Annotated in this window: 13 protein-coding genes; 5 read left to right on the forward strand and 8 right to left on the reverse strand. The window is 51.7% G+C overall.

All coding sequences use genetic code 11. The features are described from left to right. Positions 1–75 precede the first annotated feature (75 nt). From ACW9KT_RS17290 to ACW9KT_RS17305, 4 genes are all read right to left on the reverse strand, one after another. Positions 76–717: a redoxin domain-containing protein gene (locus ACW9KT_RS17290; protein WP_457082666.1), complete on the reverse strand. Its 642-nt coding sequence runs from the start codon at positions 715–717 to the stop codon at positions 76–78. Between the two features lie 80 nt (positions 718–797). Then, positions 798–1,277 carry a Fur family transcriptional regulator gene (locus ACW9KT_RS17295; protein ID WP_457082668.1) on the reverse strand — a complete coding sequence of 160 codons (480 nt, stop codon included), beginning with the start codon at positions 1,275–1,277 and terminating at the stop codon, positions 798–800. Positions 1,278–1,403: 126 nt separating this feature from the next. Next, entirely contained in the window at positions 1,404–2,177 is a 774-nt protein-coding gene (locus ACW9KT_RS17300; RefSeq protein ID WP_457082670.1) for an enoyl-CoA hydratase-related protein, read from the reverse strand. A 77-nt stretch (positions 2,178–2,254) separates the two neighbouring features. Then, positions 2,255–3,556: an aspartate kinase gene (locus ACW9KT_RS17305; protein WP_457082672.1), complete on the reverse strand. Its 1,302-nt coding sequence runs from the start codon at positions 3,554–3,556 to the stop codon at positions 2,255–2,257. Positions 3,557–3,693: 137 nt separating this feature from the next. On the opposite strand from ACW9KT_RS17305, the gene fbp reads away from it, so the two are divergent. Next, entirely contained in the window at positions 3,694–4,722 is a 1,029-nt protein-coding gene (fbp, locus tag ACW9KT_RS17310; protein WP_457082674.1) for a class 1 fructose-bisphosphatase, read from the forward strand. Between the two features lie 96 nt (positions 4,723–4,818). Here the strand turns inward: fbp and ACW9KT_RS17315 are convergent, their stop codons facing one another. The 3 genes from ACW9KT_RS17315 to yihA are packed head-to-tail and all read right to left on the reverse strand — an operon-like array spanning position 4,819 to position 6,590. Beyond that, positions 4,819–5,469, reverse strand: coding sequence for a DUF5606 family protein (locus tag ACW9KT_RS17315; RefSeq protein WP_457082676.1), 651 nt, complete (start codon positions 5,467–5,469; stop codon positions 4,819–4,821). Positions 5,470–5,498: 29 nt separating this feature from the next. After that, complete coding sequence (locus ACW9KT_RS17320; RefSeq protein WP_457082678.1) at positions 5,499–5,912, reverse strand: TonB family protein; 414 nt, start codon at positions 5,910–5,912, stop codon at positions 5,499–5,501. A gap of 60 nt (positions 5,913–5,972) precedes the next feature. Continuing rightward, positions 5,973–6,590 carry a ribosome biogenesis GTP-binding protein YihA/YsxC gene (gene yihA / locus ACW9KT_RS17325; protein ID WP_457082680.1) on the reverse strand — a complete coding sequence of 206 codons (618 nt, stop codon included), beginning with the start codon at positions 6,588–6,590 and terminating at the stop codon, positions 5,973–5,975. Positions 6,591–7,036: 446 nt separating this feature from the next. Between yihA and ACW9KT_RS17330 the strand changes: the two genes are divergently transcribed. The 4 genes from ACW9KT_RS17330 (at position 7,037) to ACW9KT_RS17345 (ending at position 11,716) form a co-directional block, all read left to right on the forward strand. After that, positions 7,037–9,289 (forward strand): OmpA family protein, encoded by a 2,253-nt coding sequence (locus ACW9KT_RS17330; RefSeq protein ID WP_457082682.1) that lies wholly within the window; start codon positions 7,037–7,039, stop codon positions 9,287–9,289. 132 nt (positions 9,290–9,421) lie between these two features. Then, on the forward strand, positions 9,422–10,147 hold the full coding sequence (ubiE, locus tag ACW9KT_RS17335; protein ID WP_457082684.1) for a bifunctional demethylmenaquinone methyltransferase/2-methoxy-6-polyprenyl-1,4-benzoquinol methylase UbiE: 726 nt from the start codon (positions 9,422–9,424) through the stop codon (positions 10,145–10,147). A gap of 29 nt (positions 10,148–10,176) precedes the next feature. Further along, entirely contained in the window at positions 10,177–10,875 is a 699-nt protein-coding gene (gene porT / locus ACW9KT_RS17340; RefSeq protein WP_457082686.1) for a type IX secretion/gliding motility protein PorT/SprT, read from the forward strand. Between the two features lie 94 nt (positions 10,876–10,969). Then, positions 10,970–11,716, forward strand: a complete 747-nt coding sequence (locus ACW9KT_RS17345; RefSeq protein WP_457082688.1) for an SDR family NAD(P)-dependent oxidoreductase — start codon at positions 10,970–10,972, stop codon at positions 11,714–11,716. Positions 11,717–11,816: 100 nt separating this feature from the next. Here the strand turns inward: ACW9KT_RS17345 and ACW9KT_RS17350 are convergent, their stop codons facing one another. After that, positions 11,817–13,754: a sensor histidine kinase gene (locus ACW9KT_RS17350; RefSeq protein ID WP_457082690.1), complete on the reverse strand. Its 1,938-nt coding sequence runs from the start codon at positions 13,752–13,754 to the stop codon at positions 11,817–11,819. Positions 13,755–14,077 lie beyond the last annotated feature (323 nt).

Here is a 14,077-nt window from a genome sequence, read left to right on the forward strand (position 1 = left end):
CTGGTTACTGCGCACAAAAAAGCCCCGACCAACTGGCCGGAGCTGCTTTGTAATTGGTGCTCAATGAACTGAAAACTAGTGCGTAGTGCCCTGACGAGAGAGGTAGTTAGACACGCCCTCGCGGGTAGCGAACATACCTTCTTTGCCTTCTTCCCAGTTGGCGGGGCATACCTCACCCTTCACCTCGTAGTACTGCAGCGCGTCTACCATGCGTAGCGCCTCATCGATGCTGCGGCCTAGGGGACCGTCGTTTACAAGCTGGTGACGCACGATACCATCCTTATCAATCAGGAAAAGACCACGATACGCCAAAGGAGAGCCTACAAAGATCATTTCACCCGCATCGTTGTAGTCGTAGTGACCGCCAAGTACGTCGTAGTTAGCGGCAATAGTTTTGGTAGCGTCGGCTACCAATGGGTACGTGATACCTTCGATACCACCATTTTCGCGGGGCGTTTGGAGCCAGGCGAAATGGGAGAAATGGGTGTCAGTGGAGCAGCCGACTACGGCCACGCCTTTCGATTCAAACTCGGCTAATCTATCCTGAAACGCAATGATTTCGGTAGGGCACACAAAAGTGAAGTCGGCGGGGTAGAAATAAAAGATAACGTGCTTTTTGCCCAGATAGCGGTCGAGAGAGAAATCTTCTTCGAATTCGCCATCAATAACGGCCGTAGCCTTGAAAGAAGGAGCACGTTTGCCAACGAGAACTGCCATGGAATTGGTGTTAAAAGGTGTTGAAAAGGGGGATAATGAAAAGCACTTTTTGACGAGCAATCAGGTAATAGAAACAATTTTTAGCCTGCCTTCGAAGTATCGGGCCGCTCACCCGTGATATGTAGGGAAAAGGAGCGGGGTCGGAAGTTCTTGAAGCCACGGGCCGCAATGAATTCCTGAATCAGGGCATCGAGCTGCGGGTCGCAGTAATCAATGATTTCCTGCGTATTGGTGCAATACAGATGATGATGAGCCGAACAATCCGCATCGTAGCGCCGGCTAGCACCATCGGCCGTCGAAACCCGCTTCGTGAGTCCGGCAGATACGAAGCTATCCAAGGCTTTGTACACCGTACCCAACGACACGGTCGCGTCGTGGCTGAGTACGCAGCGGTGCACCTGCTCGGCCGTCGGGTGGCCCTTCGCTACTACCAAGCTTTCTAGAATCAGCAGGCGCTGGGGCGTAGCCCGCAGACCCGCCTGGGCGAGGCGCTCACGCAGCCACTCCTGGGTGGGAGCCGTGGGTAAGGCGGCAGTAGAATGTTCGGCTGATGTGTTCACAGATAAGAATGCTTCTCCACAAAGGTAATCCTATAAGCTACCGCAAGACAATAATGTTCGTTGGGGGGCAAAAAATAGGCATTCTATTGAACGAGCATCAGCGGGTTGAGCCTTGTAATTTGGGTCTTACTTGCCCTTGAAATCAGCCGGCCGCTTTTCCACGAAAGCCGCCATGCCTTCCTTCTGGTCCTCGGAAGCAAAGGTCATATAGAAGTTTTTGCGCTCGAAGTGCAGCCCTTCGTCAAGGTGGGTTTCAAAGGCCCGATTCACGGACTCTTTAGCAAGTCGCGCCGCTACCGGCGACATTTGGGCAATACTGGCTGCCAATCGAAACGCTTCTTCTAGATACTGTCCCACAGGTACTACCCGATTCACTAAGCCGTGTCGCTCAGCTTCTTGGGCTGAAATAGATTGGCCCGTTAGCACCATCTCCATAGCCCGCGCTTTACCCAGGGCCCGCGTGAGCCGCTGAGTGCCGCCCGCGCCCGGCATCGTACCAATCCGGATTTCGGGCTGCCCAAACTGAGCCGTTTCCGAGGCCACAATCATGTCGCAGATCATGGCCAGCTCGCAGCCGCCTCCTAAGGCAAAGCCCGATACGGCGGCAATCAGCGGCTTATGCGTCTTCCGAATCTGGTCCCAGGTGCTGAACTGATCGATGGTGAGCATATCAATTGCCGTGCGCCCCGCCATTTGCTTGATGTCGGCACCGGCGGCAAACGCCCGGTCGCTGCCCGTCAGCACAATTACGCGCACTGAGTCGTCGGCACTCAGTTCTTTCAGCGCCGCGGCCACTTCCTGCATCAGCTGCAGATTTAGGGCGTTCAACTCTTTCGGCCGATTGAGTTGAATAAGCGCCACCTGAGGACGTGCGGCGGGCGTAACGGTTATGAATTCCATTGGTATATGAAGGGTAGGGTGGAAAGATGAGTGCTGCTTATACAGTTATCGTCGGAGCAGAAAAGGGTATCTGGGGGCTATTTCACGAAATCACTGGCGCCGCCCCTGGATACGAACTGAAACGTAAGCCGGCTTCGCTGCTCCAGCAGCAGCTCACGGCCCGCTGTAAGGCGCTGAATGCTGGCCGCGTCGTAGTTTTTGATGGTGTACAGCTCAAGCCCGGTGTTATAATGAATCGTGAATTGGTCGCGCAGCTGAGCCAACAGCTTTTCGAGACGGTAAGCCGAAAAATCGGTGCAGACAGAAAAGGAAATGGCCGAGTTCTGCATAAGATGAATCTTGAGGCGCACCTGCGCCAGGGCGCCAAAAATTACCTCCAGGTTTTCCTCCGAAATAAACGTGAGGTCTTTGGATTCAAAAGAAATCAGGCACTGGTCAGTTTTGCGAATAAAAGCCGGGGCCAACGCTGCATGCCGACAGTCGCCAATGCGCGTACCCTCGGCCCTAGGGTTTAAGAATGACTTTACATACAACGGAATGCGCCGCACGGCCAAGGGCTTAATGGTTTTGGGGTGAATTACTGAAGCTCCATAGTAAGCCATCTCGATGGTTTCCTGGTAGCTGATTTCGGGGTAGCGCACCGTGTCAGCGAAAATTTTGGGGTCGGCGTTGAGTAGTCCGGCCACATCTTTCCAAATGGTAACCGACTCCGCTTGCAGGCAGTAAGCGAAAATAGCGGCCGTGTAATCGGAGCCTTCGCGGCCCAGCGTGGTGGTGGCACCGCTGGCCGTACCTCCCAAAAAGCCTTGGGTCACCACCGGACCCGCAAGTAGTAGAGGTGGCACCTCGGCTCGTACATTATACTCTGTAGTCGGCCAGTCGAGGCGGCCCTCTCGCCATGTGTGGTCGGTGCGGATGAGGGGCCGACAATCAAGCCAGTGCGCGCCTAGGGCCTGGGCTACAATGCTGGTAGCCAGTAGCTCACCATAGCTGACTATCTGGTCGTACTGCCGGTCGTATTCGTCGGGGGTAAGGGTTGTGAGCTGGTGGCTGAGTTGGGTGAGGAGGCTTTCAAACTGACTTTCCGTGGCCTCGGCAGCTAAATTTTGCCCCCCAATCGCTAATTGCAGCTCTAGCGCTACGCCTCGGTGAAAGTCACGGAGTGCCGCGAGCGGGGCATTATAGTCTTGTCCCGCGTGGGCCCGCTGGAATATGTCTTCCAGCGCATTCGTCGTCTTGCCCATGGCCGACACCACGATGAGCAGGCGTTCGTGAGGGGCATTTTCGCCCACAATGCGCGCCAGATTTCGAATGGCGGCAGCATTGCGCACCGAGGCACCCCCAAATTTGTAGACTCTCAAACGATGCGTTTCCTGCATGGGCCAAAAGTACGGACTGCACTTTACTGTTGCGAATTGTACCGGCGGATACCCATTAGCCGAGAATTGACGCATCGCGGACAACGCAAATCCGTTAGTTTTGTACTCCAGACCCTCAGCTCACATTTCCACCCACTATGGATCATAATAAACTCGCTCTTCCGGTCGGCGCCACCCTCGACCGCTTCATTATGCGCAAGCAGGAAGACTTTCCCTATGCTACGGGAGAGCTTTCGCAGCTGCTACGCGACATTGCCCTGGCGGCCAAAATCGTAAACCGCGAAATCAATCGTTCGGGCCTGATCGACATTGCCGGGGCCTATGGCAACCGCAATGTGCAAGGCGAAGACCAGCAAAAGCTCGACGTAATAGCCAACATTCGCTTTATTAGGGCGTTGCGCAACGGCGGCGAGGTTTGCACCATCGTGTCGGAAGAAGACGATGAGATGATTCAAACGGGCAATACTCAAGGCAAGTACGTCGTGGCTATTGACCCGCTAGATGGTTCATCCAATATCGACGTCAACGTTTCTATCGGCACCATCTTCAGTATTTATCGGCGCATGTCGCCTACCGGCACCGATGGTACGGAGCAAGATTGCTTGCAGCCTGGCACCCAGCAGGTTGCAGCCGGCTACGTGATTTACGGCTCGAGCACCATGCTGGTATATACTACCGGCAACGGCGTGAATGGCTTCACCTACGAGCCCTCTTTAGGAGAGTTTTTCCTGTCGCACCCTAATATTGTGTCCCCCAAAACGGGGTCAATCTACTCGATTAATGAAGGCAGCTCCGACTCGTTTTCGCCCGGCGTAAAGGCGTTCGTAGCGCACTGCAAAGAGCAAAACTTCTCGGCGCGCTATATCGGCTCGCTTGTGGCCGATTTCCACCGCAACCTACTCAAAGGCGGTATTTATATTTATCCGGCCACCAAAAAATCCCCTCAAGGCAAGCTGCGCTTATTATATGAGTGCAATACCTTGGCCTTCATCGTGGAGCAAGCTGGCGGTAAGGCAAGTAATGGCCGCGTACGCACCATGGAAATTAGACCTTCGGACCTGCACGAGCGGTGCCCGCTGTTTATCGGCTCTACGGAACTGGTAGAGAAGGCCGAAGAATTCCTGGCCCAAGAAGAGCAAGCTCCGGCTCCGCTATCCATCCATTAAGGGAAGTACTTTTATAAAATCTGCTTTTCCGTAAAGTAAAAAAGCCCCCCAGAGTAATTCTGGGGGGCTTTTTTACTTTATGGAAAAGCAGAGAAGCTATTCTGCCTTCTTGTCTTTTTTAGCCGCTTTGGAGCTAGTAGCAGCTTCCAGATTAGTTGCCTCACTCGATTCCTCGTCGGCTGGAATGATACCGGCAGTGCTCAGCGCCTCGTCAGCAGCGGGAGTTTCTTGCTGGGTACCGGCTTCATCAGAGACTTTAGTCGCTACCTTTTTTTTATTGCCATTAGGCTCCGCCTCCGCTGATCCTGGCTCACTACCCTCTACCTCACTGGTTTCCTCCTCTGTAGAAGGTGCCGAATAATCGAGGCGGCTGCTTACTGCGTGATACCACGTTACGAGCTTTTTGATGTCAGACATGTACACTCGCTGACGGTCATAATCCGGCATGATGGCTTCCATGAACGACGCCAAATCACGGTCTTCGGTTTTGTTTGTAACGGGCAAGCTAGTACCGTACTGTTGATAAATACGGTCGAATACCTCCGTCAGCGGCACCGTCTGGTCGTAGTCTTGAGTGTAGATCGAAATCTCCTGCAAGAGGGAAACCTTGTTGCGGGCCGAAGCCACCGAGCGAGCAGCCTTCTCGTCGAGCGATTCAACAATGACGCCGTTGCGGGTTGGGCGCACGAGGCGATAAAGACCCGGCATTCCGCTAATGGCGGCAATTTCCTTCAGGTCGTAGGGCATAAAAAAACAGTTGGGATGGAAAGGGAAGGTTACTCAGTGCCGGCCGGCTTATTGGCCGACAAGCGAAATACAACGGGCAAGCTAGTCAGAATCGCGTAATCGGGCTTGTTGAACTTGAGCAGGCGCACTACGCGCAAGGCTTCTTCGCCCAGTCCGCCACCGGCACCCTTCACCAGCTTGATGCCCGTCATGGTACCGTCTGTGTTCAGCGTAAAGCTCACAATGCAAGTGCCCTGAATACGATTGCGGCGGGCTAGCACCGGGTAGTTAATATTCTTCTCAATGAAGGCGTACATGGCTCCCTGGCCGCCTTCGTAATAGTCGGCTACCGGAATAGCTTTGCCAACGCCGGCTGCCGCTGGCTTAGCTTCTGGCGTCTGCGCAAAAGCTGGAGCTACGCCACACAGTACAGCAATTAGAAAAACGAGGGATGTTTTTTTCATGGAAAAAGCAGAGAATAACTTCGAATGATACCAGCGGAACAAGGCAATTACAGCGCCAAATTACGGATTGTCGGGGGCCTGGGCGACTTGCTTGTTCACCTCAGCAATAAAGGCCAGAACTTCCTCACGGCCCGTTTTTTCCTCCGCCGACGTAACGAAATAACGCGGCAATTCATCCCACGTCTCGCTGAGCTTTTGGGTATATGTCGTCACATTCTGGTGGGTCCGGGAGCCCGACTGCTTGTCGGCCTTTGTAAACACGAGCACAAAGGGTACGCCTTCCTTACCCAACATATCTATGAACTCAAGATCGGGAGCCAAAGGGGGGTGGCGAGAATCGATCAGCACGAATACGCAGGACAGGTTTTCGCGTTGCCGCATATAATACCCGATCATCTTGCTCCAGGTTGCCCGCGCCTCTTTGCTGACTTTAGCGTAGCCATAGCCTGGCAAATCGACGAGGTACCATTCATCATTGATAAGAAAATGATTTATCAATTGCGTTTTACCTGGCGATGAGGAAGTTTTAGCCAATCCTTTTTGCCCGGTCAGCATATTAATCAGCGATGATTTACCAACATTCGAGCGGCCAATAAATGCATATTCGGGTAGGGTAGGCGGCGGGCACTGGTCTACGCGTGAGTTACTTGTAAGAAATTTAGCTTCGCGAATTAGCATGACTTTATCGACTCTGTTGGAGTTGCAAAGGTACGGGAAAGGGCCAGTCAGCGTGAAGTTCGCGACGTAGGACTGCTTTTTACTCTGATAAAGCCCGTGAAATTTCTGCGTTATTTATTCCATATGGATATATATTGGCAGCAGCTACTTATTAAGATTTACAACTCAAAGAAGAATTTTTTAATAAGATAGGATGAGAAGAAGGTCGTATTATAAAATTTCTATCTTTGCCGCCAAGTTCCGGCATTTTGGATAGAATTATGCTTGTTTATTAATTCGGCTTCTTGGTTTTTATCCTAAACAAGCGTTGAAAAAAAGGGTGAACATGAACCTTGATATTTCATCTAAGTATAAGGGGCAATTTGCCCAAAAGACCCTGCTCGTACGCTAAGTGCCTTTTGCTACTTTTTACTCCCTGCACTCCTTAGTATTAAAACCCTTCACCAATGGATAACTTAGTCAGAAGTTTATTAAAAGCTTCTTGCGCTTTCGCTCTAGCTGCCGCAGTAGCTCAGCCTGCAATGGCTCAGGGCACACGCAAGCAGCTAAAGACGGCGAATAAGTTTTTCTCGCAAGAGAATTACCGCGCCTCTATTCCTTATTATGAACAGGTCTTGGCAGCTGAGCCAAACAACGCCCAAGCCCTGTTTCGGGCAGGTGTTTCATACATGTCTTTCGACAAGGAAAAAGCTAGCGACTATATCTATAAAGCTCAGCGTCTGAAGCCTAAGGTTTCAAAGGACGTAGAGTATTGGTTGGGCCGCGTAGATCACCTCAACTACAATTTTGATGAGGCTATCACTCACTATCAGGCCTATAATGCTACGTTGAAGGCAAAGGACACGCGCAAAGCAGAGCTGGCTCAACTTATTCAGCACAGCAAAAACGCTAAGGTGCAGTTCAGCACTCCTAAGGATATATTCGTCAAAAACTTAGGGCCGACAATCAACACGGTTCACTCCGAGCACAGCCCCGTTATTTCGAGCGACGACAAGATTCTGCTTTTCACATCACGAGGTGAAAACGTAACCGGAGCCGGCAACGCTAACTCAAAGAAAGGTGGCAACCTAGCCTCTGACGGCGAATACTTCGAAGATATTTTCGAAGCTAAGCGTATCGGTGACGACGAATGGGAGAAACCCCGCTCTCTCAGCGGTGTTCTTAATGGCAAAGGCCACGACGCATCCATTCAGGTGTACGATAATGACACTAAGATGCTGATGTATCGTCAGGACCAGAATGGCGACTTCTTCTTCTCAGAAAAAGTAGGTGGAGACTGGACTCCTCCGAAAAAGCTTAACAGCAATATCAACTCGAGCGCCTACGAAGGTGACGCCTTCATTACGCCCGATGGCTTAACTCTGTACTTCTCCACGGCGAAATACTCAGAGGATAACACGCTGGATATCTATGTTTCTACCCGTACGCCTGGTGGCGACTGGGGTAAGGCAAAGCCACTAACCGGAATCAACACCAAGTATGATGATGATAGCCCTTATTTAAGCAAAGATGGCAAAACCCTGTACTTCAGCTCCCGCGGTCTGAACACAATGGGTGGCTATGATATCTTTAAGTCTACTTACGACTCTATCGGTCGGAAGTGGGGCCGCCCTGAAAATATGGGCTACCCCGTTAATACGCCCGATGACGATACTTACTATCGTTTGAGCCCAGATGGTACATATGCCTACCTATCGAGCTACCGTATTGGTGGTTACGGTGAGAAGGACATTTACACCATCAACTACATTAAGAACGCTACTATCAGGGGTAAGGTATTCAGCCTACGCGATAGCACCGTTATTCCAGGCGCTGAATTGGTGTTCAGTGGTACACAGGCCGACCAAACTGCTCTTAGCTACCGCGACGTTACAAAGCCCGGCACGGGTGATTATCAGGTAAGTGTACTGTCAGGTCGTCCTTACCAGGTGGCTGTGTCGGTAGATGGTAAGAACATTATCACGGAGGAGTTTACCGTACCAGTAGCGGTTACCGATTCGTCGATAGTCGAGAAGAACTTCTACGTACCTTACGTTGACAGCTCAAACGTATACGCTTTCAAGAAGATCTACTTCGAAACGGATAAGTACGCATTGCGTCCCGAGTCGATCCAGGAGTTGGACCGCGTGGCTCAAATCCTGAAGGCTAATCCTGGTGTGAATATCTCTGTGGAAGGCCACTGCGACTCACGCAACACGGATGAGTACAACATGACCCTTGGTGATAATCGCTCGACAGCCGCTTATAAGTATTTATTGCGCAAAGGCATTTCTGATGCTCGCCTCGTAACGGCTAGCTACGGTGAGCGTCGTCCGGCCGCACCAAATGATACACCCGAGAACATGCAGCTTAACCGCCGCGTAGAGTTCCGCGTGATTCAGCGTGAGGGCGAGCCTGCTCCTGCTTTAAACACCGGTAACAGCAGCACTAGCACAGGCTCGGGTGCCACTTCAAGCCCAACTTCTTCATCGGCTACTACTTCGGCTGCTCCTATGAGCACAGCATTGCCCGACGGCAAAGCCAAGGTGAAAATGGCTGATGGCACCATGGTCAAAACGAAAGTTGACGACGAAAAGGTAAAGATCAAAACGGAGTCTCCAAACGGAGAAGAGTCGAAGACAAAAGCCAAAAACGGCGAAATCGACTCGAAGGTGAAAGACGCCTCTGGAAAAACCAAAGTGAAGACCGACAACAACTAAGCGGCTTCAAATACCTTTGAAAAACGGGTCGGGCACATTGCCCGACCCGTTTTTTTTTCAACATAATGCCCCCCAGCGCGTTATGTTTGAGCAATTTTGCTCCCCATTACTCGTTGTTCGCCCTAGAACCCCATGACCGTTGTACCCTATAAAGACGATGCTGCCGGCAAGAAGTCGCAGGTAGCCCAGATGTTTAACAGCATTGCTGGCAAGTATGACTTTCTGAATCATTTCCTGAGTGCTGGTACCGATATCTATTGGCGGCGTAAGGCAGTGAATCAGTTGAAAGATCTGCGCCCCATGCGTATTCTGGATATTGCCACGGGTACTGCCGACTTTGCCATCGAGAGCTTACGTCTATCACCCGAAACGCAAGTAACAGGCGTAGATATTTCGGAGGGCATGTTGGCCGTGGGACGTCGTAAGCTGCTTGACAAAGGTCTTTCACACCGAATTCAACTAGAGTTAGGTGATTCTGAAAGCCTGCCTTTTCCAGATAATCACTTCGACGCGGTGACGGCTTCGTTTGGAGTGCGTAATTTTGAAAACCTTAAGCAAGGTCTCGCTGAAATGCAGCGGGTATTGCGGCCAGGGGGCAAAATGGTGATTTTGGAGTTCTCTAAACCCACTGCTTTCCCACTCAAGCAAGCATATAATTTCTATTTTCGCCGCGTATTGCCGGTTTTTGGTAAGCTTATTTCCAAAGACCGCGCGGCTTATACCTACCTGCCCGAATCGGTGCAGGCTTTTCCCGATGGTCCTGATTTCCTGGCTATTTTGGCACAGGTCGGTTTCAAAAATCCTGCATGGCAACCCCTCACGTTCGGCATAAGCTCCATTTACACAGCTCAAAAATAGTTTATTTAGGTCTGCTCGGGGCCTTTCTGTTGCTGCTGCCATTGGGCGCACAGGCGCAAAAAAAGACTCGCGCTAACGTCAGCAAGAAAGGAGTTGTTAAATCAATAAACGTCGATAACCTCCCCGATTACGATAATCGGTGGTTTCATCCGGGGTTCTACGTTGCTCCTAATTTTTCCAGCTACCGAATTGAGCAATCCGAAACCTATGTGAGGGCCCAAGGCGTAACAGCTAATTCTATCATTAGCCCGGGCTTTTCGGTGGGTTTTGTGGGTGATGTGCGCTTAGCTAATCATTTTAACCTGCGCTTTACGCCAGGCGTAAGCTTCCTCACTCGCCGTATAGAGTTTAAGCCACTGTATACCTCTGATTCAATCGAAACGCAGGAGATAGGCTCTACTCAACTGGATTTTCCACTGCTATTAAAGTTTAAATCGGACCGGCGGCGCAACACGCGAGTCTATGTAGTGGGCGGCGTGAAGCCCAGCTTCAACGTGGGCAACCGCCGCAAGGACCCAGAGCGCAACCTGCTTCGGGCCGACAACAGCGACATTGCCATCGAATATGGAGTTGGACTCGACCTATTTTACCCTCTGTTTAAATTCGCTCCGGAACTGCGCTTTTCGCATGGTCTAACCAATTTGTTGCAGCCCACCCCCGATGTGTACAGCCGTAGCTTACAGCGGATGCGTGCTCATACCGTTACTCTGTTTCTCACGTTTGAGTAAAACAGCCCGCTTTAAAATGCCCCCCAGCGCCAAGTTTCGTGCTCTGGGGGGCATTTTTGCAAGCATAATCTCTTCACAACAACAATAGTTAGAAATGAAAACTGCTTTTATTACGGGAGCTTCATCGGGTATAGGCTGGGCTACGGCCGTGGCCCTGGCACAAGCCGGGTTTCAGCTTGTCGTGACGGGGCGCCGCCGCGAGCGGCTAGATGAACTAGCGCAACAGCTGGCTCCTACGCCCGTGCACATACTCACGTTTGATGTGCGCGACCGGGCAGCAACGGAGGCGGCGGTGGCTAGTTTGCCCCTCAGCTTTCAGCAGATTGAAGTGCTAGTGAACAATGCCGGCAACGCGCACGGTATAGCTCCTATTCAGGAAGGCGACCCCGAAGATTGGGACCAAATGCTGGATGGCAATGTAAAAGGCTTGCTCTACGTGAGCCGGGCCGTTATGCCGAGCATGATTAAGGCCCAAAAGGGCCACATTGTAAATATTGGCTCCATTGCTGGGCAAGAAATCTACGCCAATGGCAATGTGTACTGCGCCTCTAAGGCCGCCGTCGCCGCCCTCACGAAGGGTATGCGTTTGGACTTGTTGCCTCACCACATTCGCGTAGCCGAAGTGAATCCGGGCGCGGTAGAAACAGAGTTTTCCAAGGTGCGCTTCAAGGGCGATGTGGCGCGCGCCACGGCAGTGTATCAGGGCTATGAACCGTTGCGGGCTGAAGATATTGCCGAGGTTATTCAGTTTATGGTTACTCGTCCAACTCACGTAAATATTGCGGAAGTGCTCATCTTGCCCGCCGCCCAAGCATCGGCTACAACGATGCGAAAAGAGTAGTAGCGCTTTGATAAGCTAAACTTCTAGCTAAAAAGCCCCCACGCCTTCCACTACGGGAGCGTGGGGGCTTTTTAGCTAGAAGTTTAGCTGATAACGCCGTTTAGCAAGGCAACCATACTACAATGCAAGTACCGTTGGTCGAGCTATCAATTTGAATGCGGCCACCCAAGTAGTCGGTGCGGGCTCGCACACCCCGTAAACCGATGCCCGTGCTGTTGTCCGAGGTTTCGAACCCTTGGCCGTTGTCTTTCACCATTATTTCCAAAGTATCTGGATGGCGTAGCAGCTGCACCACTATTTGAGTTGCCCGGGCATGGCGTACAGCATTGTTGAGAAGCTCGGCAGCAATACGGTAGGCTGCCGTTTGCAAAGGCTGAGGCAAGGAGTCGAGGCCCGAATCGCAATGGGTGCGCACCGCTGGGTTGCCGTAAATATTGAGTAGCGCCCCCAAGTTATTTATGGAGTCGCTCAGGCCACCTAGTCCTGGCTCGGCGGGTAATAGGGCGTGGCTCAGCGTGCGTACTTCGTCGCGCAGATGCCGCAATAGCAACTCAGTATGGCGAGCAGCCGAGCTAGCTTCTGGGGAGGAAGCCAAGGCCTCACGGATAGCCGGTCCCTGCCAGGCCAAGTGCAAGGCCATGAGATTAGGTCCGAGGGCATCGTGCAGCTCACGAGCTAAGTGCTCCCGTTCCTCTTCCTGAGCTGCAATCAGGCGGGCTCCCATCTCGTTATGAAGGCGTAATTGGCGAATGCGCAAACGGGCGTTCTGCCGTAGGGTGTGGCGAAATCGGCCTGTAAGCAGCATACTCAAGGCTAGCAATTCCAAAAACAGTCCCCAAGCCAAAGCATTCGGCTCAACCAAATGAAGAGTAGTCAAGCCGACATGATTAAACCAGAACATGACGAAGCCGCCAAAGAAAAATAAATAGGTTAAGCCATAATAAACGGCTAGCCGGCGGCTGGGCGAGCGTAGTACCTTGAACAGCGCTACCCAGCCGTAAGCAAAAATGGCCACCAATAGTAACTCGCGTCCGGCATTCAGCAACATTAATCCCTGGCCGCCTGTGCGGGTTACGGTTGGGTATACTAGAGCGTATACGACCACAAACAACGTTGAAAGCGTTGCCAGCACGGTGCCTAAGCGGTGAAGCCGTGGCCATTCTCTGCGCAGGCGTAAAAAAAGCTGGAGAATGTGCAGCCCGCAAACAGCGGCCAGTAGCATAAAGTTGAACTGACCAATTCTCCACAGCAAGCGGTATGGCCCTTCTGACAATATGAGGGCATCCAGCCCATCCTCCATCAGGAGAAACGTGGTAGTGAACAGCACGTAGGCCACGTACCAGAGATGGATTCGGTCGCGCAGAAATCCGAACAGCACCAAATTGAAGACAGCGCTACCCAGATAAAAGCCCAGTAGCCAGATCCAGCGTTTAAAGAAGACATAGTTGGTTTCCCAAGCCAGAAAGTCCTCTGTGGTAGTCACATCGGTAGGCATGTAGAGGGCACCCGCATGATGATCAATGCGCAGGTAAAGTTCGGCTTGCTCACCCGCTTCCAGCGTGAAGGGCAAACACAAAGCCCGCGATGGAAATTGGCGCTGAACAGCGGGCACTTGAGATGACGCCGCCGCGACTCGTACAAATTGCTCGTTGCCAACTCGCCGATAATAGAGGGTAGCGCTATCGGTGTAATTGTAAAGGCTCCATAAAAATCGGGCCTGTCGGGGCAAGGTATTTACGACGGCCAATCGCAGCCACAGGCGCCTATGTCCAAAGCCTAGGTTAAGGGTACGGTGCCAGGGACCTTGTTGAAACTTGCCAGCCCGAAATAAACTATCGGCATGCGTAGGAATGGCCGGCGCCGAAAATGGCTCAGTGTAGTACCGATACGTTTCGGATAGATGCGCCCCATTCGACTCCCGCAAATACAGTGTGTCAGCAAGTTGCCGAGGGGGGAGTGGCGCGGCGCGGGCTGCCGAACTAAAAGCCGCCAGTGCCCAACTCAAGAATACTATCCATATGAGAATAGACTTGCGCACAGAAGCAGGGTATAAGATTGCTGAATAACGTCGATAAAGTAATGACCATCTCTGCATAAGTCAGGCGATGAGCTAGCATCGCATAGGCGCATATACAAGTAGCGAGCCGGCTAATAATAGGAAAAATAATACTCTTACTCCTATGTATTAAATTGCCTGAGTCTAGGTATTTCTTAAAATAATATCAAACCATGCAATTGTAATTAGTTGCGGATGATCGTCTAACCATCTGTATTACAGCTAATAAATTCCCGTTTATCGCATAAAAGCAACTGAGCACACTTGTGCTTCCTTAACGCTACTGCTAATTGCGCCAAGTATGC

The sequence above is a fragment of the Hymenobacter sp. HD11105 genome (assembly GCF_054051685.1).

Bases quoted from the DNA above. Each gene is read 5' to 3' on its own strand.
- ACW9KT_RS17290 (WP_457082666.1), bottom strand. From the start codon at position 717: ATGGCAGTTCTCGTTGGCAAACGTGCTCCTTCTTTCAAGGCTACGGCC.
- ACW9KT_RS17300 (WP_457082670.1), bottom strand. From the start codon at position 2,177: ATGGAATTCATAACCGTTACGCCCGCCGCACGTCCTCAGGTGGCGCTT.
- ACW9KT_RS17305 (WP_457082672.1), bottom strand. From the start codon at position 3,556: ATGCAGGAAACGCATCGTTTGAGAGTCTACAAATTTGGGGGTGCCTCG.
- fbp (WP_457082674.1), top strand. From the start codon at position 3,694: ATGGATCATAATAAACTCGCTCTTCCGGTCGGCGCCACCCTCGACCGC.
- ACW9KT_RS17315 (WP_457082676.1), bottom strand. From the start codon at position 5,469: ATGCCCTACGACCTGAAGGAAATTGCCGCCATTAGCGGAATGCCGGGT.
- ACW9KT_RS17320 (WP_457082678.1), bottom strand. From the start codon at position 5,912: ATGAAAAAAACATCCCTCGTTTTTCTAATTGCTGTACTGTGTGGCGTA.
- yihA (WP_457082680.1), bottom strand. From the start codon at position 6,590: ATGCTAATTCGCGAAGCTAAATTTCTTACAAGTAACTCACGCGTAGAC.
- ACW9KT_RS17330 (WP_457082682.1), top strand. From the start codon at position 7,037: ATGGATAACTTAGTCAGAAGTTTATTAAAAGCTTCTTGCGCTTTCGCT.
- ubiE (WP_457082684.1), top strand. From the start codon at position 9,422: ATGACCGTTGTACCCTATAAAGACGATGCTGCCGGCAAGAAGTCGCAG.
- ACW9KT_RS17345 (WP_457082688.1), top strand. From the start codon at position 10,970: ATGAAAACTGCTTTTATTACGGGAGCTTCATCGGGTATAGGCTGGGCT.